General features: G+C 71.5%; 17 protein-coding genes and 1 pseudogene. 3 read left to right on the top strand and 15 right to left on the bottom strand.

The window, feature by feature from the left end:
* The 3 genes from ACZ3HQ_RS00005 to dxr form a co-directional block, all read right to left on the bottom strand.
* The coding region (locus ACZ3HQ_RS00005; protein ID WP_467506621.1) for a flavodoxin-dependent (E)-4-hydroxy-3-methylbut-2-enyl-diphosphate synthase at positions 1–255 on the bottom strand (255 nt) is incomplete at its 3' end.
* Between the two features lie 173 nt (positions 256–428).
* Entirely contained in the window at positions 429–1,733 is a 1,305-nt protein-coding gene (locus ACZ3HQ_RS00010; protein ID WP_467506623.1) for a M50 family metallopeptidase, read from the bottom strand.
* The gene (dxr, locus tag ACZ3HQ_RS00015) at positions 1,730–2,998 is read right to left on the bottom strand and encodes a 1-deoxy-D-xylulose-5-phosphate reductoisomerase (RefSeq protein WP_467506625.1); all 1,269 of its coding nucleotides are present in this window, start codon (positions 2,996–2,998) and stop codon (positions 1,730–1,732) included. The genes ACZ3HQ_RS00010 and dxr overlap by 4 nt, the downstream gene beginning before the upstream one ends.
* A 200-nt stretch (positions 2,999–3,198) precedes the next feature.
* Between dxr and ACZ3HQ_RS00020 the strand changes: the two genes are divergently transcribed.
* Positions 3,199–3,657 (top strand): lamin tail domain-containing protein, encoded by a 459-nt coding sequence (locus tag ACZ3HQ_RS00020; protein ID WP_467506626.1) that lies wholly within the window; start codon positions 3,199–3,201, stop codon positions 3,655–3,657.
* A 3-nt stretch (positions 3,658–3,660) separates the two neighbouring features.
* On the opposite strand, the gene ACZ3HQ_RS00025 is transcribed toward ACZ3HQ_RS00020, so the two are convergent.
* The 5 genes from ACZ3HQ_RS00025 to ACZ3HQ_RS00045 all read right to left on the bottom strand — a co-directional run bounded on the left by ACZ3HQ_RS00025 (position 3,661) and on the right by ACZ3HQ_RS00045 (position 12,227).
* Complete coding sequence (locus ACZ3HQ_RS00025; protein WP_467506628.1) at positions 3,661–5,598, bottom strand: acyl-CoA dehydrogenase family protein; 1,938 nt, start codon at positions 5,596–5,598, stop codon at positions 3,661–3,663.
* Between the two features lie 148 nt (positions 5,599–5,746).
* Positions 5,747–6,592 carry a formate/nitrite transporter family protein gene (locus tag ACZ3HQ_RS00030; protein ID WP_467506629.1) on the bottom strand — a complete coding sequence of 282 codons (846 nt, stop codon included), beginning with the start codon at positions 6,590–6,592 and terminating at the stop codon, positions 5,747–5,749.
* A gap of 242 nt (positions 6,593–6,834) precedes the next feature.
* Positions 6,835–8,280, bottom strand: a complete 1,446-nt coding sequence (locus ACZ3HQ_RS00035; RefSeq protein ID WP_467506631.1) for an aldehyde dehydrogenase family protein — start codon at positions 8,278–8,280, stop codon at positions 6,835–6,837.
* 131 nt (positions 8,281–8,411) lie between these two features.
* Complete coding sequence (locus tag ACZ3HQ_RS00040; RefSeq protein WP_467506633.1) at positions 8,412–9,995, bottom strand: PucR family transcriptional regulator; 1,584 nt, start codon at positions 9,993–9,995, stop codon at positions 8,412–8,414.
* Between the two features lie 105 nt (positions 9,996–10,100).
* Positions 10,101–12,227 (bottom strand): ATP-binding protein, encoded by a 2,127-nt coding sequence (locus ACZ3HQ_RS00045; RefSeq protein WP_467506634.1) that lies wholly within the window; start codon positions 12,225–12,227, stop codon positions 10,101–10,103.
* A 246-nt stretch (positions 12,228–12,473) separates the two neighbouring features.
* On the opposite strand from ACZ3HQ_RS00045, the gene gabT reads away from it, so the two are divergent.
* The gene (gene gabT, locus ACZ3HQ_RS00050) at positions 12,474–13,808 is read left to right on the top strand and encodes a 4-aminobutyrate--2-oxoglutarate transaminase (RefSeq protein WP_467506636.1); all 1,335 of its coding nucleotides are present in this window, start codon (positions 12,474–12,476) and stop codon (positions 13,806–13,808) included.
* Positions 13,809–14,505: 697 nt separating this feature from the next.
* Positions 14,506–14,748 (top strand): annotated as a pseudogene (locus tag ACZ3HQ_RS00055) (phosphatase PAP2 family protein); the annotation flags it as partial.
* A gap of 73 nt (positions 14,749–14,821) precedes the next feature.
* On the opposite strand, the gene ACZ3HQ_RS00060 reads toward ACZ3HQ_RS00055, so the two are convergent.
* From ACZ3HQ_RS00060 to ACZ3HQ_RS00090, 7 genes are all read right to left on the bottom strand, one after another.
* Positions 14,822–16,585, bottom strand: a complete 1,764-nt coding sequence (locus ACZ3HQ_RS00060; protein ID WP_467507934.1) for a chitinase — start codon at positions 16,583–16,585, stop codon at positions 14,822–14,824.
* A 172-nt stretch (positions 16,586–16,757) separates the two neighbouring features.
* Complete coding sequence (locus ACZ3HQ_RS00065; RefSeq protein WP_467506638.1) at positions 16,758–17,219, bottom strand: hypothetical protein; 462 nt, start codon at positions 17,217–17,219, stop codon at positions 16,758–16,760.
* Positions 17,220–17,338: 119 nt separating this feature from the next.
* Entirely contained in the window at positions 17,339–18,769 is a 1,431-nt protein-coding gene (locus tag ACZ3HQ_RS00070; RefSeq protein ID WP_467506640.1) for an NAD(P)/FAD-dependent oxidoreductase, read from the bottom strand.
* 30 nt (positions 18,770–18,799) lie between these two features.
* On the bottom strand, positions 18,800–19,600 hold the full coding sequence (locus tag ACZ3HQ_RS00075; RefSeq protein WP_467506642.1) for an ABC transporter permease: 801 nt from the start codon (positions 19,598–19,600) through the stop codon (positions 18,800–18,802).
* A gap of 1 nt (position 19,601) precedes the next feature.
* Positions 19,602–20,528 (bottom strand): ABC transporter permease, encoded by a 927-nt coding sequence (locus ACZ3HQ_RS00080; protein ID WP_467506644.1) that lies wholly within the window; start codon positions 20,526–20,528, stop codon positions 19,602–19,604.
* Positions 20,528–21,697, bottom strand: coding sequence for an ABC transporter ATP-binding protein (locus ACZ3HQ_RS00085; RefSeq protein WP_467506645.1), 1,170 nt, complete (start codon positions 21,695–21,697; stop codon positions 20,528–20,530). Before ACZ3HQ_RS00085 ends, ACZ3HQ_RS00080 begins: the two co-directional genes overlap by 1 nt.
* Before the next feature lie 5 nt (positions 21,698–21,702).
* The gene (locus ACZ3HQ_RS00090; RefSeq protein ID WP_467506647.1) at positions 21,703–22,950 is read right to left on the bottom strand and encodes a polyamine ABC transporter substrate-binding protein; all 1,248 of its coding nucleotides are present in this window, start codon (positions 22,948–22,950) and stop codon (positions 21,703–21,705) included.
* Between the last annotated feature and the right edge of the window lie 16 nt (positions 22,951–22,966).

The raw sequence follows: 22,966 nt of genomic DNA on the forward strand, positions 1-22,966 counted from the left end.
GGCGATGGTGGCCAGCGCGTCCGCGTCGTCCTGCGTCGGACAGGCCACCCGCACGATCTGGCAGCCCGACGCCGTCAGCTCCGCGATCTGCTGCAGCGTCGACCCGATGTCCGAGGTACGGGTGGTGGTCATCGACTGCACCGACACGGGGGCGTCTCCGCCGACCGCTACGGTGCCGACCTGGATCTGACGGCTCTTGCGCCGCTCGGCGATCTTGGTCGGTACGGACGGCATGCCGAGAGAAATCGCAGTCATCTGCTGTGCAACCCCAAGTCGTGGATCAAGATCCGGTCCCGTGAACCGCGGGCACCCAGGCTTTGAGATTACGACACGGCGCTGTCCCCCAGCACATCCCACCCGGCAAACCCACCCAATGGGCGGCGGCCCGGAACCTCGGGTTCCGGGCCGCTTCTCCTGGTCGTACGAGGTCAGGAGATCCGGACCGGGTTCACCACGTCCGCAATAAGCACGAGCACGGTGAAGCAGACGAAGATCCCGGCCACCACATAGGCCACCGGCATCAGCTTCGCCACGTCGAACGGGCCGGGGTCGGGACGGCGCAGCACCCGGGCCACCTGGCGCCGCAGCGACTCCCACAGGGCGCCCGCGATGTGCCCGCCGTCGAGCGGGAGCAGCGGGAGCATGTTGAAGAGGAACAGCGAGAGGTTGAACCCGGCGACCACGAAGACGGCCATGGCCACCTGCTGGGAGGCCGGGATGTCCAGCGTGGCGATCTCGCCGGTGACGCGGGCGGCGCCGACGATGCCCATCGGGGAGTCCGGCTCGCGCGGGCCGTCGCCGAAGGCGGCGTTCCACAGGGCCGGGACCTTGCCGGGCAGATCGACGAGGGACTCCACGGCGTGACCGACCTGGTCGCCCATCCAGACCACCGAGTCGCCGAAGCCGAGCTTGACGACCCCGCGCGCCGGGCTGAAGCCGAGGAAGCCGGCCGTGACGTACTCGCCCTTGACGTAGTTGCCGCTCGCGTCCTTCTTGGCCACCTGGTTGGACGCGATGGTGGCGTGGAGGGTCACTTCCTTGCCGCCCCGCTCGACCACGATCGGCACGTTGCGGCCCGCGCTGTCCCGGATGAGGTCGGACAGCGTGTTCCACTTCGCGGTGGGTTTGCCGTCGAAGGAGACGATTCTGTCGCCCGCCTTGATCCCGGCGGCGGCCGCCGGGGAGGCCGGGTCGGACTTCTTGCAGTCGTCGCGGTTCTGGCTCTGCGCGATGACGCAGGCGGAGACCGAGGAGACGGTGTTGGTCTGCTGCTGGACGCCGAAGCCCATCAGCACGGTGAGGAAGAGCCCGACGGCCAGGATCAGGTTCATGAACGGCCCGGCGAACATGACGATGACGCGCTTCCACGGCTTGCGCGTGTAGAACATCCGCGTCTCGTCGCCCGGCTTCAGCTCCTCGTACGCGGCCGAGCGGGCGTCCTCGATCATGCCGCGCCACGGGGAGGTGGAGCGGGCTGAGACCCGGCCCGCGTCGTCCGGCGGGAACATGCCGATCATGCGGATGTAGCCGCCGAGCGGGATGGCCTTGATGCCGTACTCGGTCTCGCCCTTGTGCCGTGACCAGATGGTCGGGCCGAATCCGACCATGTACTGCGGGACGCGGATGCCGAAGAGCTTGGCCGTGGACAGGTGCCCCAGCTCGTGCCAGGCGATCGAGACCAGCAGACCGACCGCGAAGACCACTATGCCGAGGATGAACATCAAGGTCGTCATGCACGCGCCTCCGCGGTAGCCGTCCGGTTGGTCAGTTCGCGGGCCCTGGCCCTGGCCCAGGTCTCCGCTTCGAGGACGTCCGACACCGTGAGCGAAGTTCCCGTGACCGGGGTGCCGTGTTCCTCGACCACCCGGATGACGGTCTCCATGATCCCGTTGAAGGGCAGAGCGCCGCCCAGGAAGGCTTCGACGCACTCCTCGTTGGCCGCATTGAACACCGCCGGGGCGGTGCCCGCGAGCCGGCCCACGTGCCGGGCGAGGTTCACCGAGGGGAAGGCGTCGTCGTCCAGCGGGAAGAACTCCCAGGTGGACGCCTTGCTCCAGTCGAAGGCGGGGGCGGCGTCCGGGACGCGCTCGGGCCAGCCCAGGCCGATGGCGATCGGCCCACCCATGTCGGGGGGCGTCGCCTGGGCGATCGTGGAACCGTCGGTGAACTCGACCATCGAGTGGACATACGACTGGGGATGCACGACCACCTCAATGCGGTCGAAGGGAATGTCGTAGAGCAGGTGGGCCTCGATGACCTCCAGGCCCTTGTTGACCAGGGTCGCGGAGTTGACCGTGATCACCGGGCCCATCGCCCAGGTGGGGTGCGCGAGGGCGTCGGCGACGGTGACGTCCGCCAGCTCGGCCTTGGTGCGGCCGCGGAAGGGGCCGCCGGAGGCGGTGACGACCAGCTTGCGCACATCGGCGCGGGTACCGGAGGCGAGGGCCTGGAAGAGCGCCGCGTGCTCGGAGTCCACCGGGATGATCTGGCCGGGCTTGGCCAGCGCCTTGACCAGCGGGCCGCCGACGATCAGCGACTCCTTGTTGGCCAGCGCCAGGGTGCGGCCGGCCTCCAGGGCGGCCAGCGTCGGGGCGAGGCCGATGGAGCCGGTGATGCCGTTCAGGACGGTGTGGCAGTCGGAGGCGGCGAGCTGGGCGGCGGCGTCCGGGCCCACCAGGACCTCCGGGAGCGGCCCGGTGCCGTACTGCCCGGCCAGCGCCTCGCGCAGCGCCGGCGCGGCGTCCTCGCGGGCGACCGCGACGGTGCGTACCCCGAGCCTGCGCGCCTGTTCGGCGAGGAGGTCCACCCGGCCGCCGTTCGCGGAGAGGGCGGTGACCTGGAAACGGTCGGGGTTGCGCAGCACCAGGTCGATGGCCTGGGTGCCGATGGACCCGGTGGAGCCGAGGATCACCACGTCCTTCGGGCCGTCGCCCGCGGCGGGGTCGAACACGAGGTGCGGGTCGGCGAGCGGGGCGGGGCTGGCGGGGCTGTCGGTCATCCCCCCATTGTGGCCGCACCCGGCGACTGCCCGGACCGCGCGTCCCCCGGCCGGGTGGCCGGAACGGAGCCGTGCGGCGCGGGAAGGTTTCTCCCTTTGTGAAACCGGGGTGAAGATCCTGTGATAACAATTCAGTTGAACGGGTGAACTTCTTGCCCGTGCAGCGTCTTTGTGAACGACATCCTTGGGGGGATCTCTTCGTGCGTACCCTGCGCCTTCGCACCGCCCTGCCCGCTCTCGCCGGCGCGGCCCTGCTCGCCGGCACCCTGCTGAGCACCCCGGCCCAGGCGGCCGGCACCGTCCAGATCCACCGGGTGTACTTCGACAGCCCCGGCAAGGACACCCGGTCCAACTCCAGCCTCAACGGCGAGTGGGTCCAGCTCAAGAACACCAGCCGCTCGGCGGTCTCGCTGAAGGGGTGGGTCCTGAAGGACGCCTCGAACCACAAGTACGTCTTCCCGAACGTCAAGCTCGGCGCCGGGAAGTACGTGAAGGTGCACACCGGCAGCGGCCGCGACACCACCTCGGACAAGTACCAGGGCCGCCGTGCCTACGTCTGGAACAACACCAGCGACACGGCGACCCTGACCAAGTCCAACGGCTCCAAGGTCGACACCTGCTCGTGGACGACCCGGAACGGCAGCGACAAGTACTGCTAGCCGCTAACTGCCGTAGGGGCGGCGGGCGTTGACGCGCTCGCTCGCTCCCGGCGTGGCGTCCGCGATCCAGGCGCCGTCGCCCGAGGGGTCGAGGACGCCCTCTTCCAGCCACTCGTAGGCGCCGCCGAGGACACCCTTGACCACCTTGCGGTCGATGCCGTCGGTGTTGTGCCACAGGCGGGCGAACAGCTCGTCCACGCGGACGCGGGCCTGGCGGCAGAAGGCGTCGGCGAGCTGGTACGCCTCGCGGCCGTGCTCGCCCTCGCGCCGCAGCCGCTCGGCCCGGACACAGGCCGCGCTCATGGCGAACAGCTCCGCGCCGATGTCCACGATCCGGCCGAGGAAGCCCTGCTTGGTCTCCATCCGGCCCTGCCAGCGGGACATCCCGTAGAAGGTCGCGCGGGCCAGCTTGCGGGCGTGCCGCTCGACGAACCGCAGATGCCCGGACAGGTCGATGCCGTGCTTGAACTCGGCGTACGAGGAAGGGAGTTGCCCCGGGCCCGCGACCAGCTTCGGCAGCCACTTGGCGTAGAAGACGCCCGCGCCCGCACCGGCCTTCGCCTTGTCCTGGAGGGACTTGTCGGGGTCGATGAGGTCACCGGCGACCGAGAGGTGGGCGTCCACGGCCTCGCGCGCGATCAGCAGGTGCATGATCTCGGTGGAGCCCTCGAAGATGCGGTTGATGCGCAGGTCACGCAGCATCTGCTCGGCCGGTACGGCCCGCTCGCCACGCGCCCCCAGCGACTCGGCGGTCTCGTAGCCCCGGCCGCCCCGGATCTGGACCAGCTCGTCGGCCATCAGCCAGGACATCTCCGAGCCGTAGAGCTTGGCGAGCGCGGCCTCGATGCGGATGTCGTTGCGGTCCTCGTCGGCCATCTGGGAGGCGAGGTCGACGACGGCCTCCAGCGCGAAGGTGGTCGCCGCGATGAAGCTGATCTTGGAGCCGACGGCCTCGTGCAGCGCGACCGGCTTGCCCCACTGCTCGCGCTCGGCGGCCCACTGGCGGGCGATCTTCAGGCACCACTTGCCCGCACCGGCGCACATCGCGGGCAGCGAGAGCCGGCCGGTGTTGAGGGTGGTGAGCGCGATCTTCAGGCCGGCGCCCTCGGGGCCGATCCGGTTGGCGGCCGGGACCCGCACCCGGTGGAAGCGGGTGACGCCGTTCTCGATGCCACGCAGGCCCATGAAGGCGTTGCGGTGCTCCACCGTGATGCCCTCGGCGTCGGCCTCCACCACGAACGCGGTGATGCCGCCGGGGTGCCCCTCGGACTTCGGCACCCGCGCCATGACGACCAGCAGGTCGGCGACCACGCCGTTGGTGGTCCACAGCTTCACGCCGTCGAGGACGTAGTCGTCACCGTCCGGCACGGCGGTGGTCGCGAGCCGCGCCGGATCCGAGCCGACGTCCGGCTCGGTGAGCAGGAAGGCGGAGATGGCGGTGGTGGCGCAGCGGGGCAGGAAGGCGTCCTTCTGCTCCTGGGTGCCGAAGATCTTCAGCGGCTGCGGGACGCCGATCGACTGGTGGGCGGAGAGCAGCGCGCCGACGGCGGGGCTGACCGAGCCGACCAGGGCGAGGGCCTTGTTGTAGTAGAGCTGGGAGAGGCCCAGGCCGCCGTACTTGGTGTCGATCTTCATGCCGAGGGCGCCGAGCCGCTTGAGGCCGGCCACGACCTCGTCCGGGATGCGGGCCTCGCGCTCGATGCGGGCCGCGTCGATCTCCGTCTCGCAGAAGGCGCGCAGCTCGGCTAGGAAGGTCTCGCCACGCCGGACGCTCTCGGCGTCGGGGAGCGGGTGGGGGTGGATGAGGTCGAGCCGGAAGCGCCCGAGGAACAGCTCCTTGGCGAAGCTGGGCTTGCGCCAGTTCTGCTCGCGGGCGGCCTCCGCCACCTGCCGGGCCTCGCGCTCGGAGACGTTGGTGCGTTGAGTGGTGGGGGCGGACATGAGGCTCACCTCGCCGCGAAGAGGGATGTTGGCGGACCGTGGGTAACCGACCCGTTGCTACTGGATCGTTGGTACCTGAATCGGGGCCGCCCCACCACCCCCTGCGCGTCCGTTCAGGTGAACGGACGCTCGGGGGACCAGTGGCCGCTCAGACCGTTTCGAGCGCCGGGACCAGGGGCTCCTGGGCAGGAGCGGCCGGGGTGGCGTGACGGCCGGCGACGGCGTAGGCCAGGCCCACCAGCAGTCCGCCGCCGACGAGGTTGCCGAGGCCGACGAAGAGGAGGTTGTGGGCGAAGGCGCCCACGGTCACGCCGGGGACGTGCTCGAAGAGGCCGAGCGAGAAGGTCGTCATGTTGGCGACGACGTGCTCGAAGCCGGAGGCGACGAAGGCCAGGATGCCCGCGAAGATCAGCATGATCTTGGCGGCGTCGGAGCGGGTGCGCATGCCCATCCACACGGTCAGGCAGACCAGGAAGTTGCAGAGCACGCCACGGAAGAACATCGCCTCGCCGCTCTCGGCCATCTTGGCGGTGAGCATGCCGGTCAGGGCGGTCAGACCGGGGGCGGGCGCACCGGGAGCGGGCGCGACGCCGAGGACCCCGGCGTCATGGACGAGCCAGGCGAGGCCGACCGAGCCGACCAGGTTGCCGACGAGGGAGCCGACGATCACGGAGAGCGCGGCAAGGGGCGAGAGGGCCCGGCGGACCGCGCCCTGCACCATCGTCATCATGTTGCTGGTGGCCAGCTCACCGCCCGCGAAGATCACCAGCGTGAGCGCGACGCCGAAGACCAGGCCCTGGACCAGCTTGACCCAGGGCGAGTGAGCGGCGCTGAGCGGGCCGGACACGCTGACCATCAGCACGACGCCCATGCCGATGAAGGCACCGGCGAGCGCCGAGAGCACCAGGTAACGGCCGGGGGAACGGAGCAGCTTCGCCTTGCTCCGGGCGGTGGCGACCTGCGCGTCCAGCGCGTCTTCCATGGGTATCGGCACGATGCCCTCTCACTTTCCGCGAATGACCGCTCCTGCGGCGGCTCTGTGCGCAGGGAAGTGTGCGCCCGCGCGTACGAAAAAGTCAAAAGCGCAATCAATGACTCAATAGGCGTTGTTTATCGGACTTAAGAGGCCAAACCGATCGCGCGATCGGTCGCGCCTATCACCTAGGGAAAACAGAAACGGCCGGAGCCCCCGCACAGCGGGCTCCGGCCGTTCTGGTGTGACCTGTCCGTGGCAGGTCAGAGTGCGAGGCCCGTGAGGACCAGGACGCGCTCGTAGGTGTAGTCGTCCATCGCGGAGCGGACGCCCTCGCGGCCGACACCGGACTGCTTGGCGCCGCCGTACGGCATCTGGTCCGCGCGGTAGGACGGGACGTCGCCGATGACGACGCCGCCGACCTCGAGGGCGCGGTGGGCGCGGAAGGCGGTCTGGAGGTCGTGGGTGAACACGCCTGCCTGGAGGCCGTACTTGGAGTCGTTGACCGCGGCGAACGCCTCGGCCTCGCCGTCGACCCGGGTGACGGTGAGGACCGGTCCGAAGACCTCCTCGGTGGCGAGGGTGGCACCGGCCGGCACGTCGGTGAGGACGGTCGGCGCGTAGGTGGCGCCGTCGCGCTCGCCGCCGGTGAGCAGGGTCGCGCCCAGCTCGACGGCCTCGTTCACCCAGGACTCGACGCGCTCGGCGGCGGCCTCGCTGACCAGCGGGCCGACCTCGGTCTTGTCGTCGGCCGGGTCACCGGTGACCTGGGCCTCGACGGCGGCGACGATGCGGGGCAGCAGCCGCTCGTACACCGCGCCGTCGATGATCACGCGCTGCACCGAGATGCAGGACTGGCCGCCCTGGTAGTTGGAGAAGGTGGCGATGCGGCTCGCGGCCCAGTCCAGGTCGGCGTCGCTCGCCCAGTCACCGAGGACGACGGCCGCGCCGTTGCCGCCCAGCTCCAGCGTGCAGTGCTTGCGCGGCACCGAGTCCATGATCGCGTAGCCGACCTTCTCGGACCCGGTGAAGGAGATCACCGGGAGGCGCTCGTCCTGGACCAGGGCGGGCATCTTGTCGTTGGCGACCGGCAGGACGCTCCAGGAACCGGCGGGCAGGTCGGTCTCGGCCAGCAGCTCACCGATGACCAGGCCGGACAGCGGGGTGGCCGGGGCGGGCTTGAGGATGATCGGGACACCGGCGGCGATGGCCGGGGCGACCTTGTGCGCGCACAGGTTCAGCGGGAAGTTGAACGGCGCGATGCCGAGGACGACGCCCTTGGGGAAGCGGCGGATCAGCGCCATGCGGCCCTGGCCGCCCGCGTCGGTGTCGAGCCGCTGGGCCTCGCCGCCGTTGAACCGCCGGGCCTCCTCGGCCGCGAGCCGGAACACGGAGACGGCACGGGCGACCTCGCCGCGCGCCCACTTGATGGGCTTGCCGTTCTCGCCGGAGATGAGCTGGGCGATCTCCTCGGTGCGCTCGGTCAGCCGCTTCGCGACATGGTCGAGCGCGGTCGCGCGGACGTGCGCGGGGACGGCGGCGAACTCGTCGCGGACCGCGTACGCCGCGGCCACGGCCTCTTCGACCTGGGCGTCGGTGGGCACGCTCGCCCGGCCGACGACGCGGCCGTCCCACGGGGAGGAGACGTCGAAGCTGTCCTCGCCGGTGGCCTGGCGGCCGGCCAGCCAGAAGGCGTGGGTGGAGGTCATGTGCGGGTCCGGCCCTTCCGCGTCGGGGGTGGTGTGCGTGATCCACGGTAGGGCGGGCGAGCCCGGTGGTCGCTTGTCCGAGTCGTACGGAAACGGGCGGCCGATGCTCCGGTTCGGCGGGGTGGCGCCGGCTACTCCCCCGAGGTCGCCTTCAGCGCCAGCCACAGCTCCATCCGGACGTCCGGGTCGTCCAGGGAGCGGCCGAGGATCTCCTCGACCCGGCGCATCCGGTAGCGCAGGGTGTGCCGGTGCACGCCCAGGTCGGCGGCGGCCGCGTCCCACTGCCCGTGCCGGGACAGCCACGCCCGCAGCGAGGCGACGAGGTCGCCGCGCCCGGTCGCGTCGTGGTCGCGCAGCGCCCGCAGCAGCCCGTCCGCGAACGCCCGTACCGCGTCGTCGGCCAGCAGGGGGAGGACCGAGCCGGCCGCGACGTGCTCGTGCTCGACCAGGACCCGGCCGCGCCGCCGGGCCACCGAGAGCGCCTGCTCGGCCTGCCGGTAGGCGGAAGCGGCCGCGATCGGACCGGCCGGGGCGGAGAGGCCGACGCCGAGTTCGCCGTCCTCGCCGCCCTTGGAGTCCGGTACGAGCCGGGCGGCCTCCAGCGCGCCCGCGTACGCCGTGCAGGCGGCGACGGCCGCGCCTCCGTCGGGAGCGAGGACCACCAGGCGCTCCCGGTCGGGCACCACCAGCACGGCCTCGCCGGAGCGGGCGGCGGCGGACTCGGCGGCCTCCGCGAGCGCGTCCAGCGGGTCGCCGTCCGTCCCCTGCCGGGTCGCGGACTCGGCGACCAGCAGCCGGAACGGCGCGTCCAGCAGGCCGCCGTACAGGTCACCGGCGACCGTGCGGGCGTGGTCGGGCTCCCCGGCGAGCAGCATCCGCAGTACGGCCGCGCCGACCCGCTGTTCGGCGGCGTGCAGGGAGCGGGAACGCTCGGTGGTGAGGGTGAGCAGGGCGATGGCGGAGTGCACCGCGTAGCGCTCGGCGGTGCCGGGTGCGGCGGCGGTGCCGACGGCGAGCGCGGCGCGGGGGCGGCGGCCGGTGCCCAGCGAGTGCAGCTCGATCCGGTCCTCGGTGTCGGGGGCGGCGACCACCGAGGAGGCGGGGGCGGGGCGGTCCCGCAGCCGCTCGACGTCGGCGGTGAGCCGGGCGGCCCGGCGGCCGGCCCACTCGGGCGCGGCGGCGACGACGGCGCCGGACGCGTCGTAGAGCGCGGCCCAGCCGTCGACCTGGGCGGCGAGCGCGGCGAGCAGGCCCTCGGGACCGGTGGTGAGCGCCTGCCGGGTCAGCTCGCGCTGGGCGGCGAAGCCCGCGGTGACGGCGCGGTACTGGTCGGCGGCGATGGCGGCGGAGACGGCCTTGCTGATGGCGAGGAACGGGGTGCGCCGGGGCACCTCCAGCAGCGGCAGCCCCTCCAGCCGGGCGGCCTGCACCAGCGCCTCGGGGATGTCGTCGTAGTTGACGCCGACCGCGAAGCCCAGGCCGACGACGCCCGCGCCGGCCAGCCGCTTCACGTACCGCCGCATCGCCTCGGGGTCCTCCGCGTCCAGCTTGAGCGCGGTGATCAGCAGCAGCTCCCCGCCCTCCATGTACGGCACGGGGTCGGCCAGCTCGCTGACATGCGCCCAGCGCACGGGCACGTCGAGCCGGTCCTCCCCCGCGCGGACCGTCAGCTTCAGCGCGGAGTGGTGGACGAGCGAGGCGAGCGTCGGCGGCATGGGACCTTCGGGTCGGTGCGGTCCGGCGTGACACCACCGGAGATCAATTGGCCGTCATGTACGAACGGCCCACCTTGATTCTGCCTCACCGTACGATTCAGCGCCTCAGCCCCGCAGATCGACCAGCAAGGGCGGTGCGTGCTCCCCTCGCACGGTGGTCAAGGACAACACCGCATGCCCTGGCGGCACCCCGTGCGCGAGCTCGGAGGCGGACCAGCGCTCGCGTTCCACTTGGCGGACGGTGACCGCGCGGGCTGTGGGGGCCTGGCCGGTGATGACGCGGCGGAGCATGTGGACGGCCTTGCCGGCCGGGGTCTCCGCGATGATCTGCCGGTCGGTGACGTCGCGGGTCTCGATCCACTCCTTGCCCCAGACCTCGGCGAAGTCCTGGCCGTCCCAGGGGGTGAGGCCGGAGAACGCCATGCGGCACCCGGTCGCGCCGAGCAGCGGGCCGCGCAGCGGGCGGGGCACGTCGTCCAGGGTGCGCAGGGTGAGGACCACGCCCGCGTTGGCCGAGCGCAGCCGCTGGATGCCACGCACGGACTCGGGTGTGACGACCCCGGCCGCCTCGTCGAGCAGCAGGCAGGCGAAGAGGGAGCGGTCCTCGCGGGCGGTGACGGCGGCCGTGAACTGGGCCAGCACCAGCCGGGCCAGGATGCGGGAGGCGTCGGCGTGCCCGCGCTGCGGCAGGTCGATGCGGACCCGCACCGGGTGGTCGAGGGCCTTCAGGGTGAACGGCCGGGACGCGCCGGAGGTGTCGAAGAAGGCGGCGAACGCGGGCCGGTCCAGCAGCGCGACCCGGTCCGCGAGCACGGCGGCCACGTCACCGGGATGCGCCTGCTGCCGCTCGCGCGCGTCGAGTTCGCGCAGCAGCGAGGCGTGCCCGGTCTCGGTGAGCGCCTTGCGCAGCGCGGCGATCGGGCCGGGGGCCCCGTCGAGGAGCTGGCGCAGCTCGGGCACGGACGGGAAGCGCTGGTGGACGGCGCGGAAGGGGCCGAGCAACTGCGCCAGCACGGTGGTGGAGCGGCGGCTGTCGGAGCCGGGATGCGGGTCGGCGAGGTCGCCGACGAGGGCCTCGGCGAGTATCGCGGCGGCCTCGTCGGGGTCGGTGGTGCCGCCGTAGAGGTCGAGGTCGTACACGGAGTCGGGGTGGCCGACGCGGACCACCACGTCGTACGCCTCGGCCGGGCCGATCCCGGCGCCCGCCGCACCGACGCTGACCACGGCGGCGCGGCCGGCGAGGGCGTGCAGGCAGAGGGACTCCGCGAGCGGCGCCACCAGGCTGCCGGTCTTGCCGGAGCCGGCCGGGCCGACGGCGACCAGGGAGGTGCCGAGCAGGTCGGTGCCGAGGGCGAGCCCGGCACCCCGGTACTGATAGGGGTTGCGCGGGTCGTCGGCGGCGGTGCCGAGCCGGACCTGGCCGGTGAGCAGGTCGTGCCGGGCCTGCCGGGCGAGCAGGTCGCGGTCGCCGGAGGGATGCGGGCAGGCGGCGGAGCCGTCGCGCAGGACGGCACCGGTGAAGGCGGCCAGCGTGTTCGTCCCGGAGCGCACGCCCTGCCAGGCGCGGCCGATCCGGGCGTGGTCGACGTCCCGCATGAGCCCGGTGCGCGCCTCGGCGGCGAGCCGTTCGGCGGCCTCGTGGGCGCCGTGGGCGCGCAGCTCGGGCCAGTCGGCGGGGTCCTCGCCGGGCGCGGGCGGCGGCGGTTCGGCCGGGGTGGCGGTCTTCATCCAGGCGGGCGGCCCGAACCGCCGCCAGACCTCGCCCCAGCGCCCGATCCGGGCGACGGCGAAGAGGATCGCGAGGGCGATGAGGGTGTAGTAGGAGTACCAGAGGACGGCGCGGCCGACAGGGTCGTCGCTCTGGCGCCAGGAGTCCGGGGTGAACAGATCCAGCGGCAGCACCCACCAGCCGCCGAGGTAGCCGTTCCACAACAGGGACCACACCAGCCAGCCGACCAGGAACGCGATCACGGCCCCGCTGAGCAACTGCCGGGCCGGAGTCAGCTCGGGCTCGGTCTCCGGCCGGGGCCGGTGTCCGAGGCGCCACACGCCGGGCGCCGCGACGGGACGGGAGGCGCGCAGCCAGGCGAGGAAGGCCGAGCCGTCCGGGCGCGGCGGCGCTCCGGGTGGCATCGTGGGCATGGGTGGCGGAGCCCCTTCCGGGGGCCGCGTCGGGCGCGGCACCGGGCCCGTATGGGTGGCCCGCGTGTCCCGCGTACCTTCGCTGTCCATCGCCCTGCCCCCTGACCAGCCGGTCCGTCACCGTCAGCGAGTCAATCTAACGCCCCCGCAAGGGGAGTTCACCGATTACGCGGCCGGTGTCCGGTGTCCGGCCGCGCCGAGGACCCGGCCCGCCATGTCCACCACGGACAATGGGCCGCGCCGACAACGCCCACATGGAGCATGCCCACCCCACGGCACCCGTCTTAGCCTGCGGGAAAACAAGGCAAGCGTCCGTAATACCCCCAGGAGCCCCGCATGACCGCACTTCCGCAGGAGCGCCGCGTCGTCACCGCCATTCCCGGCCCGAAGTCGCAGGAGCTTCAGGCCCGCCGCACCGCGGTCGTCGCCCAGGGCGTGGGCTCCACGCTGCCGGTCTTCGTCACGCGCGCGGGCGGCGGCGTCATCGAGGACGTCGACGGCAACAGCCTCATCGACTTCGGCTCCGGCATCGCCGTGACCTCGGTGGGCGCCTCCGCCGAGGCCGTGGTGCGCCGCGCGAGCGCCCAGCTCGCCGACTTCACCCACACCTGTTTCATGGTCACCCCCTACGAGGGCTACGTGGAGGTCGCCGAGGCCCTCGCGGAGCTGACGCCGGGCGACCACGCGAAGAAGTCGGCGCTGTTCAACTCCGGCGCCGAGGCCGTCGAGAACGCGGTGAAGATCGCCCGCGCCCACACCAAGCGCCAGGCGGTCGTGGTGTTCGACCACGGCTACCACGGCCGTACGAACCTCACGATGGCGCTGACGGCGAAGAACATGCCGTACAAGAACGGCTTCGGCCCGTTCGCGCCCGAGGTCTACCGGGTGCCGGTGGCCTACGCCTACCGCTGGCCGACCGGCCCGGAGAACGCGGGCCCCGAGGCCGCCAAGATGGCGATCGACCAGATCACCAAGCAGGTCGGCGCGGACAACGTGGCCGCGATCATCATCGAGCCGGTGCTCGGTGAGGGCGGCTTCATCGAGCCGGCCAAGGGCTTCCTGCCGGAGATCGTGAAGTTCGCCAAGGACAACGGCATCGTGTTCGTGGCCGACGAGATCCAGTCCGGCTTCTGCCGCACCGGCCAGTGGTTCGCGTGCGAGGACGAGGGCATCGTCCCGGACCTGATCACCACCGCCAAGGGCATCGCGGGCGGTCTGCCGCTCGCCGCCGTGACGGGCCGCGCCGAGATCATGGACGCCGCGCACGCGGGCGGCCTCGGCGGCACCTACGGCGGCAACCCGGTGGCCTGCGCCGCGGCGCTCGGCGCGATCGAGACGATGAAGGAGCAGGACCTCAACGGCAAGGCCAAGCGCATCGAGGAGGTCATGAAGGGCCGCCTGGCCACCATGGCCGAGAAGTTCGACATCATCGGTGACATCCGGGGCCGGGGCGCGATGATCGCCATCGAGCTGGTCAAGGACCGCGACACCAAGGAGCCGAACGCCGAGGCCGCCGCCGCGCTGGCCAAGGCGTGCCACCAGGAGGGCCTGCTGGTCCTGACCTGCGGCACCTACGGCAACGTGCTGCGTTTCCTGCCCCCGCTGGTCATCGGCGAGGACCTGCTCAACGAGGGCCTGGACATCATCGAGCAGGCTTTCTCGCGCATCTGAGCGAGAGGACCGCTCCTTCGGCGAGTGGTCCGTACCTCTGACGGACGACTGCGGCAGGCCGTGTGAAGAACGTGTGCGAGGTGGATGACAGGACGCGATTGCGTCTGTCCGGCCGCCTCCGCCTGCCGTAAGTTCGGTCCCGATGAGAGATACACCCCGCTCGCAGGGGACTGCGGGCGAGTTCAGGCCGGGGCCTCCCCAGCTTCGACCTGGTCGTGCCCTCGCGCACACAACCGGGGCCTGAGGGCTCCGGGATCTCCACACCGATCGGACGGTCGCCGCCCCAAACCCCCCGGGGCGCGCGACATCCCGGTCCGGTCGGCCGCCCCGGAACCACCCCCCCCTGTTCCGGGGCGGCCGACCTCCTTCTCGCCGTCCGCGCGCATGCGAAGCTGGCCCGGTGCCGAATCCCGTCCGCCGCCTCGCCCTCGCCGCCGCCCTCCTGACCGGCCTCCCGGCGCTGCTGTTCGCGCTGCTCACCTGGCAGGTGCTGGCACACGGCCCGCTGCTCGCGCTGGACGCCCGGCTCAGCCGGAGCCTGGTCCACCCGGACCGCTTCTCCGAACTCCTCTCCGACCTCGGCAACATCACCGTGGCCGTCCCGGTGCTGGTGCTCGCCCTCGCGTGCACGGCCTGGTGGGCCCACCGCGCCGGGGTGCCCCGCTGGTGGCTCCCGCCCAGCGCGGCCGCCCTGCTGATGGCGGTGCTCCCGGCGATCGTGGTCCCGCTGAAGCTGTGGACCGCGCGGCCGGGGACCCCCGTGGTGCCCCCGGCCACCGGCTACTTCCCCTCCGGCCACACCGCGACGGCCGCCGTGGCGTACGGCGCCTCGGCGCTGCTCCTCCTCCCCTGGTGCCGCACCCGCGCCGCCCGCCTCGCGGCGGTCGGAGTCCCGGCCGCGCTGGTGCTCGCGGTGTCGTACGGGCTGGTACGGCGGGGCTTCCACTGGCCGCTGGACGTGCTGGCGTCCTGGTGCCTGGGCGCGGTGCTGCTGACCTGCCTCGGCCTGGTGCTCAGCCGAAGTAGGAGTCGAAGGTCCGCTGGAACTCCCAGCCCGCGAACCGGTCCCAGTTCACCGACCAGGTCATCAGACCCCGGAGCGCGGGCCAGGTTCCGTGGGTCGGGTACGAGCCGCAGTTCGTCTTCTTCGTGAGGCAGTCCAGGGTCTTGGTGACCTCGGCCGGGGCGACATAGCCGTTGCCCGCGTTGACCGAGGCGGGCATGCCGATGGCGACCTGGTCGGGGCGCAGCGGCGGGAAGACGTTGTTCGCGTCGCCCGCGACCGGGAAGCCGGTGAGCAGCATGTCGGTCATGGCGATGTGGAAGTCGGCGCCGCCCATGGAGTGGTACTGGTTGTCCAGGCCCATGATCGGGCCGGAGTTGTAGTCCTGGACGTGCAGCAGGGTGAGGTCGTCGCGCAGGGCGTGGATGACCGGGAGGTAGGCGCCGCAGCGCGGGTCCTGCCCGCCCCACTTGCCGCTGCCGTAGAACTGGTAGCCGTTCTGCACGAAGAAGGTCTCCGGGGCCATGGTGAGCACGAACGTGGTGCCGTACTTGGCCTTGAGGGTCTTCAGCGCGGAGATCAGGTTGACGATCACCGGGGTGGTCGGGTTCTTGAAGTCGGTGTCCCCGGTGTTCAGCGAGAGCGAGTGGCCCTCGAAGTCGATGTCGAGGCCGTCGAGCCCGTACTGGTCGATGATCTTCGAGACCGAGGAGACGAAGGCGTCGCGGGCGGCGGTGGTGGTGAGCTGGACCTGGCCGTTCTGGCCGCCGATGGAGATCAGCACCTTCTTGCCCGCGGCCTGCTTGGCCTTGATGGCGGCCTTGAAGTCGGCGTCGCTCTCCACGTTCGGGCACTCCGACACCGGGCAGCGGTTGAAGCGGATGTCGCCCGAGGTGACCGAGGTCGGCTCGCCGAAGGCCAGGTCGATGACGTCCCAACTGTCGGGCACGTCGGCCATGCGCGTGTAGCCGGAGCCGTTGGCGAAGCTCGCGTGCAGGTAGCCGACCAGGGCGTGGGCGGGCAGTTGCGCAGAGCCCCCGCCGTCGCCGCGGGCCGGGGTGGTCGCGGTCACCGTGGCGGACCGGGCGGACTCCCCCGCGTCGTTGGTGGCGGTGACCTGGAAGGCGTACGCGGTCGAGGGGTTCAGGCCGCTCACGGTGGCCGAAGTGCCGGTGGTGGAAGCGACTTTGACGCCGTCCCGGTAGACCGCGTAGCCGGTCGCGCCGGTCACCGGGGTCCAGGACAGGGCGACGGAGGTGGCGGTGACCGAGCCGGTCTTCAGTCCGGTCGGCACGGTGGGCGGCTGGGTGGTGGTGCCGCCGCCGGGGCCGGTGAGGGAGACGTCGTCGGCGTAGTAGGCGCCGGTGCCGTACCAGCCGTGGGTGTAGATCGTCACCTTGGTGGTGTCGGCGCCGGTGGTGAAGGTGGTGGTGAGCTTCTGCCAGTCGGGCGCGGACTGGGTCCAGGTGGAGACGTCGGTGGTGCCGGTGCCGCTCGCGCCGAGGTAGACATAGGAACCGCGTACCCAGCCGGCCAGCGTGTACTGGGAGTTGGGCCTGACGGACACCGTCTGGGCGCACTGGGCGTTGTCGCCGCCCTCCGGGGTGGCCTTGAGCGCCGAGGCGCCGCTGCGCACCGGGGAGGCGACGGTGGTGCCGGCGGTGCAGGTCCAGGGGGCGAGCCCGGACTCGAAGCCGCCGTTGACCGCGGCGTCCGCGTCGGCCGCACGGGCGGCCGACGAGAGCGCGGCACTGCCGGGCACGGCGAGAGCCATGACCGTGAGGAACGCGACCAGGGGTCGGGAACGGTCCACAAATGCCTCCAGGCATGGGGGAGTTGGAGGTCGAGGGTGCACCCAACTTGGTCCAGACCAATTCTGTTGTCAAGGAGTTCCCCTCAAGGAGTCCCCGCCGGACGGCCCCGGTCAGGGAGTTCCCGTCAAGGAGTCACGAGCGCCGCCCGTCCTCCTCGCTCGCCAGCGCGGCCGCCGCCTCGTGCATCGCCAGTTCCAGCAGCGCGGGGTCGGTGAGCGTGCCCGACCCGTCCGGCGGCACCAGCCAGCGCACCCCCTGGGTCGCCCGGCCGGGGTACGGGACGACGATCCAGGTGCCGGACCCGGCCGTGCGGATGCCCGTGCCCAGCCAGCGGGCGGCGGTGCCGGGCGGCACGAAGAAGCCCACCCGGTCGCCCCCGAAGTCGACCAGCACCGGGCCGGGTTGATCGAGGACCCGGGTGAGCACGTCCAGCGTCGGATAGCCCAGCTCCCCCGGCAGGACCAGCACGTCCCACGCCTTCCCGGCGGGCAGCAGGGCGACCCCCAGCGGGCTGCGCTCCCACTCCCACCGACAGGCTTCCGGGTCCGGCGCGACGGACGCCAGCCACTCCACCGCAGTCTTCGCCCCTGTCATGAAAAGACCTCCCTCTCCTTCGCGGACGCGCGTGCGTCTGCGAAGGAGAGGGAGGTCGGACCGTCCGCATTACGCGGGTTCACCGGCATCTTTGCTGTGACCTGGGTCACACAGCCTGGTTAGCTGTCGAACCCGAGCCCCAGCCGGTCCATGGCCCGCAGCCACAGGTTGCGCCGCCCGCCCTGCGCGTCGGCCCGCGCCAGCGACCAGCGGGTCAGCGCGATCCCGGTCCAGGCGAACGGCTCGGGCGGGAACGGCAGCGGCTTCTTGCGGACCATCTCCAGCCGGGTGCGCTCGGTGTCCGCGCCGTCCAGCAGGTCCAGCATCACATCGGCGCCGAAGCGGGTGGCGCCCACACCGAGCCCGGTGTAGCCCGCCGCGTAGGCGACCCGGCCCTGATGGCCGGTGCCGAAGAACGCCGAGAAGCGGGAGCAGGTGTCGATCGCGCCGCCCCAGGCATGGGTGAAGCGGACGCCCTCCAACTGCGGGAAGCAGGTGAAGAAGTGCCCGGCCAGCTTGGCGTACGTCTCCGGGCGGTCGTCGTACTCCGCGCGCACCCGGCCCCCGTAGGGGTAGATCGCGTCGTAGCCGCCCCACAAAACCCGGTTGTCCGGGGTCAGCCGGAAGTAGTGGAACTGGTTGGCCGCGTCCCCGAGGCCCTGGCGGTTCCGCCAGCCGAGCGAGTCGAGCTGCTCGGCGTTCAGCGGTTCGGTGGTCAGCGCGTAGTCGTAGACCGGCACCGTGTAGGAGCGGACCCGGCGCAGGAGGCTCGGGAAGATGTTGGTGCCGAGCGCGACCTTGCGGGCGCGGACCGTGCCGTAGGGGGTGCCGGCCTCCATCCCGGCGCCGTACTGCTTCAGGGTCAGGGCCGGGGTGTGCTCGTACACCCTGACCCCCAGGGCGACGCAGGCCCGCTTCAGGCCCCAGGCCAGCTTGGCGGGGTGGAGCAGGGCGACGCCTCGGCGGTCCCACAGGCCGGCCTCGAAGGTGGGCGAGCCGACCTCGGCGCGCAGGGCGTCGCGGTCGAGGAACTCCATGCCGTCCGCGAGGCCCTTGTCCTGAAGTTCCCGGTGCCAGTCGCGCAGTTCCCACGCCTGGTAGGTCTCGGTGGCCACGTCGATCTCGCCGGTGCGCTCGAAGTCGCAGTCGATGCCGTGCCGGGCGAGCGCGTCCTCGATCCCGTCCAGGTTGCGGGCGCCGAGTTCGTGCAGCCGGCCGATCTCGTCCGGCCAGCGGGCCAGGCCGTTGGCGAGGCCGTGGGTGAGGGAGGCGGCGCAGAATCCGCCGTTGCGGCCCGAGGCGGCCCAGCCCACCTCGCGCCCCTCCAGCAGCACCACGTCCCGGCCGGGGTCGCGCTCCTTGGCGTTGAGCGCGCTCCACAGTCCGCTGTAGCCGCCGCCGACCACGAGGAGATCGCAGGTGTCGGTGCCGGTGAGGGCGGGCTCGGGGTGGGGCTTGCCGGGGTCCTCCAGCCAGTAGGGGACCGGCTGGGCTTCGGAGAGGGAAGCGATCCAGTTGTCTTTTCCACGGCTCATGGCTCCAGGGGCCATGATTTCAACTCCCTACGAAGCTAAGGGGCTTTATGCCTGTCGCTGACCGCGTCTACGGGTGACGAGCATCGAGACCAGCACGAACAGTACGGCGACGAGGAACATGGCCGTCCCGATGACATTGATCTGAACGGGCGTTCCGCGCTGTGCCGAGCCCCAGACGAACATGGGGAAGGTGACGGTCGAGCCCGCGTTGAAATTGGTGATGATGAAATCGTCGAAGGAGAGCGCGAAGGACAGCAGCGCGCCCGCGGCGATTCCGGGTGCCGCGATGGGCAGGGTGATCCGCCAGAAGGTCTGCACCGGTCCCGCGTAGAGATCGCGGGCGGCCTCCTCCAGGCGCGGGTCCATCGACATCACGCGCGCCTTGACCGCGGTGACGACGAAGCTCAGGCAGAACATGATGTGGGCGATCAGGATCGTCCAGAAGCCGAGCTGGGCGCCCATGTTGAGGAACAGGGTGAGCAGCGAGGCGGCCATGACGACCTCGGGCATCGCCATCGGCAGGAAGATCAGCGAGTTGACCGCGCCGCGCGCCCGGAACCGGTACCGGACCAGCGCGAAGGCGATCATCGTGCCGAGCGCGGTGGCGCCGATGGTGGCCCACAGGGCGATCTGGAGGCTGAGCCCGAGCGAGCCGCACATGTCGGCGACCCCGCACGGGTCCTGCCAGGCGTCGGTGGAGAAGTGCTGCCACTCGTAGTTGAAGCGGCCCTTGGGCTTGTTGAAGGAGAACACCGTCACGACGATGTTCGGCAGCAGCAGATAGGCGAGCGTCAGCAGTCCCGCGACGACGACGAGACGGCGCTTGAGCCAGGTGAGAGCGGCCATGTCAGACGAGGTCCTCCGTCCCGGCCCGGCGGATGTAGAGCGTGACCATGGCCAGGATCGCTGCCATGAGGATGAAGGAGAGCGCGGCGGCCGTCGGATAGTCCAGCACCCGCAGGAACTGGGTCTGGATGACGTTGCCGATCATGCGGGTGTCGGTGGAGCCGAGCAGCTCGGCGTTGACGTAGTCACCGGCCGCCGGGATGAAGGTCAGCAGGGTGCCGGAGACCACGCCGGGCATCGACAGCGGGAAGGTCACCTTGCGGAAGGTGGTCCAGGGCCTGGCGTACAGGTCCCCGGCCGCCTCGTGCAGCCGTCCGTCGATCCGCTCCAGCGAGCTGTACAGCGGCAGGATCATGAACGGCAGGAAGTTGTACGTCAGCCCGCACACCACCGCCAGCGGGGTGGCCAGCACCCGGTCGCCCGCGGTCCAGCCGAGCCACCCGGTCACGTCCAGCACGTGCAGGGTGTTCAGCGCGTGCACCACGGGTCCGTTGTCCGCGAGGATCGTCTTCCAGGCGAGGGTGCGGATCAGGAAGCTGGTGAAGAAGGGCGCGATCACCAGGACCATGATCAGGTTCCGCCAGCGTCCGGCGCGGAACGCGATCAGGTACGCCAGCGGATAGCCCAGCAGCAGACAGAGCACGGTCGCGGCGGCCGCGTAGAGCACCGAGCGGACGAACTGCGGCCAGTACTCGGCGAGCGCGTGCCAGTAGGTGGCGAAGTGCCAGGTGACCTTGTAGCCCTGCTCCAGCGATCCGGTCTGCACCGAGGTCGACGCCTGGTAGACCATCGGCAGCGCGAAGAACACGATCAGCCACAGGATGCCGGGCAGCAGCAGCCAGTACGGGGTGAACCGGCCGCGCGCGCGGGGTGGCCGCGCGGGCTCCGACGGGGCGAGCGGCGGGGGCGCCTCGGCGAGCGTCGGCATCAGACGGCCGCCTCTTCCTCGGTGCCGGCGGCGCCCACCGTCCCGGCAAGCGGGGACTGGGCCGCGTCGAGCGCGAAGGTGTGCGCCGGGTTCCAGTGCAGGACGACCTCGGCGCCGGGCACCAGCCGGGTGTCCCGCTCGACGTTCTGCGCGTACACCGCGAGCGCGCCCGCGACGGGGCTGTCGATCACGTACTGGGTGGAGACGCCAATGAAGCTGGCGTCCGCGACGGTGCCGGTGAGGCGGTTGCGGCCCTCGGGGACCGAGCCCGCGTCGTCGGCGTGGGTGAGCGCGATCTTCTCGGGCCGGATGCCGACCAGCAGCTTGCCGCCGGCCGGGGCGGGCGCGGGACATCGCGCCTCGGGCAGCAGCAGCTTGCCGTCCCCGGCACGCAGCACGATGTCACCGCCGCCGCGGGAGTCGACCTCGGCCTCGATCAGGTTGGAGGTGCCGAGGAAGTTGGCGACGAATGTGGTGCGCGGGTTCTCGTACAGCTCGGTGGGCGAGCCGAGCTGCTCGACGCGGCCCGCGTTCATCACGGCGACCGTGTCGGCCATGGTCATGGCCTCCTCCTGGTCGTGCGTGACATGGACGAAGGTGATGCCGACCTCGGTCTGGATGCGCTTGAGCTCCAGTTGCATCTGGCGGCGCAGCTTGAGGTCGAGGGCGCCGAGGGGCTCGTCCAGCAGCAGCACCTTGGGGTGATTGATCAGGGCGCGGGCGACGGCGACGCGCTGCTGCTGGCCGCCGGAGAGCTGGTGCGGCTTCTTGCGCGCCTGCTCCCCGAGCTGGACCAGCTCCAGCATCTCCTCGACCTGCTTCCTGACGCTCTTGATGCCGCGCCGGCGCAGGCCGAAGGCGACGTTCTCGAAGATGTCGAGATGCGGGAAGAGGGCGTAGGACTGGAAGACCGTGTTGACCGGCCGCTTGTACGGGGGCAGCCCGGTGACGTCCAGGTCGCCGAGGTGCACGGTCCCGGAGGTCGGCTCCTCCAGCCCGGCGATCATGCGCAGGGTGGTGGTCTTGCCGCAGCCGGAGGCGCCGAGCAGCGCGAAGAAGGAGCCCTGGGGCACGGTGAGGTCCAGCGGGTGCACGGCGGTGAAGGAGCCGTACGTCTTGCCGATGCCGGTGAGGCGGACGTCGCCGCTGCCGTCTGTGGTCGTCTTCATCCTCGTCACGCCCCTGTGAGCTTCGCGAACTTCTCTTCGTAGGCCGTCTCTTCCTTCTGGCTCAGGGAGCGGAAGGCATGGGACTTCGCCTGCATGGCCTTGTCGGGGACGATCAGCGGATTGTCCGCCGCGTCCCGGTCGATCTTCGCAAGCCAGGGCTTCACGTCGTCGACCGGAGTGACGTAGTTGATGTAGGCGGCTAGCGCGGCGGCCTGCTCGGGTTCGTAGAAGAAGTCGATCAGCCGCTCGGCGTTCGTCTTGTGACGTGCCTTGTTGGGGATCAGCATATTGTCCGTCGACGTGACATATCCGCTGTCCGGAATGATGAAGTCCACATCGGGGCTGTCCGCCTTGAGCTGGACCACGTCACCGGCCCAGGCGACACAGGCCGCGAAGTCGCCCTTGGCGAGGTCGGCGGTGTAGTCGTTGCCGGTGAAGCGGCGTATCTGGCCCTTGTCGACCGCCTTCTGGAGCCGGGCGATCGCCGCGTCGTAGTCGTCGTCGGTGAAGTCGGCCGGGTCCTTGCCCATGTCGAGCAGGGTCATCCCGACGCTGTCCCGCATCTCGGAGAGGAAGCCGACCCGGCCCTTGAGCTTGGGATTGTCGAGCAGGTCGGAGACGGATCTCACCTCGATGCCGTCCAGCGCCTTCTTGTTGTAGGCGATGACCGTGGAGATGCCCTGCCAGGGGTAGGAGTAGGCGCGGCCGGGGTCCCAGTCGGGGGTGCGGAACTGGGGCGAGAGATGGGCGAAGGCGTGCGGGAGGTTCGCCGGGTCCAGCTTCTGCACCCAGCCGAGCCGGATCAGCCGGGCGGCCAGCCAGTCGGTGAGGACGATCAGGTCGCGGCCGGTCTCCTGGCCCGCGGCGAGCTGCAGCTTGATCTTGCCGAAGAACTCGTTGTTGTCGTTGATGTCCTCGGTGTACCGGACGGTGATCCCGGTCTTCTTCTGGAACGCGGCGAGCGTGGGGTGGCGTTTGCCGCTGTCGTCCACGTCGATGTACTCGGTCCAGTTGGAGAAGTTCACGGTCTTCTCCCGGGCCGAGCGGTCGTCCGCCGACGTGCCGCCCGGCGTCCGGCCGGCCGCCGGGATGCCGCAAGCGCTCAAGCCGCCCAGGCCCCCGGCCATGAGCACGCCTCCGGCCGACGCCCGCAGCAGCGACCGGCGGGTGAGCGCCGCCCGCCCGCTCCGCAGACTGCGCCGGACGGCGGCCATCTGGGGCGGGGTGAGGCGGTCGGGCTCGTACTGATCCATACGCGTGGTGCCCTTT

It is taken from the genome of Streptomyces sp. NPDC018263 (assembly GCF_055562575.1).

Coding starts and splice junctions, on each gene's coding strand:
- ACZ3HQ_RS00075 (WP_467506642.1), bottom strand. CDS start 19,600: ATGGCCGCTCTCACCTGGCTCAAGCGCCGTCTCGTCGTCGTCGCGGGA.
- ACZ3HQ_RS00085 (WP_467506645.1), bottom strand. CDS start 21,697: ATGAAGACGACCACAGACGGCAGCGGCGACGTCCGCCTCACCGGCATC.
- ACZ3HQ_RS00040 (WP_467506633.1), bottom strand. CDS start 9,995: ATGCCGCCGACGCTCGCCTCGCTCGTCCACCACTCCGCGCTGAAGCTG.
- ACZ3HQ_RS00025 (WP_467506628.1), bottom strand. CDS start 5,598: ATGTCCGCCCCCACCACTCAACGCACCAACGTCTCCGAGCGCGAGGCC.
- ACZ3HQ_RS00010 (WP_467506623.1), bottom strand. CDS start 1,733: ATGACGACCTTGATGTTCATCCTCGGCATAGTGGTCTTCGCGGTCGGT.
- dxr (WP_467506625.1), bottom strand. CDS start 2,998: ATGACCGACAGCCCCGCCAGCCCCGCCCCGCTCGCCGACCCGCACCTC.
- ACZ3HQ_RS00090 (WP_467506647.1), bottom strand. CDS start 22,950: ATGGATCAGTACGAGCCCGACCGCCTCACCCCGCCCCAGATGGCCGCC.
- ACZ3HQ_RS00045 (WP_467506634.1), bottom strand. CDS start 12,227: ATGGACAGCGAAGGTACGCGGGACACGCGGGCCACCCATACGGGCCCG.
- ACZ3HQ_RS00060 (WP_467507934.1), bottom strand. CDS start 16,585: ATGGCTCTCGCCGTGCCCGGCAGTGCCGCGCTCTCGTCGGCCGCCCGT.
- gabT (WP_467506636.1), top strand. CDS start 12,474: ATGACCGCACTTCCGCAGGAGCGCCGCGTCGTCACCGCCATTCCCGGC.
- ACZ3HQ_RS00080 (WP_467506644.1), bottom strand. CDS start 20,528: ATGCCGACGCTCGCCGAGGCGCCCCCGCCGCTCGCCCCGTCGGAGCCC.
- ACZ3HQ_RS00035 (WP_467506631.1), bottom strand. CDS start 8,280: ATGACCTCCACCCACGCCTTCTGGCTGGCCGGCCGCCAGGCCACCGGC.
- ACZ3HQ_RS00070 (WP_467506640.1), bottom strand. CDS start 18,769: ATGGCCCCTGGAGCCATGAGCCGTGGAAAAGACAACTGGATCGCTTCC.
- ACZ3HQ_RS00065 (WP_467506638.1), bottom strand. CDS start 17,219: ATGACAGGGGCGAAGACTGCGGTGGAGTGGCTGGCGTCCGTCGCGCCG.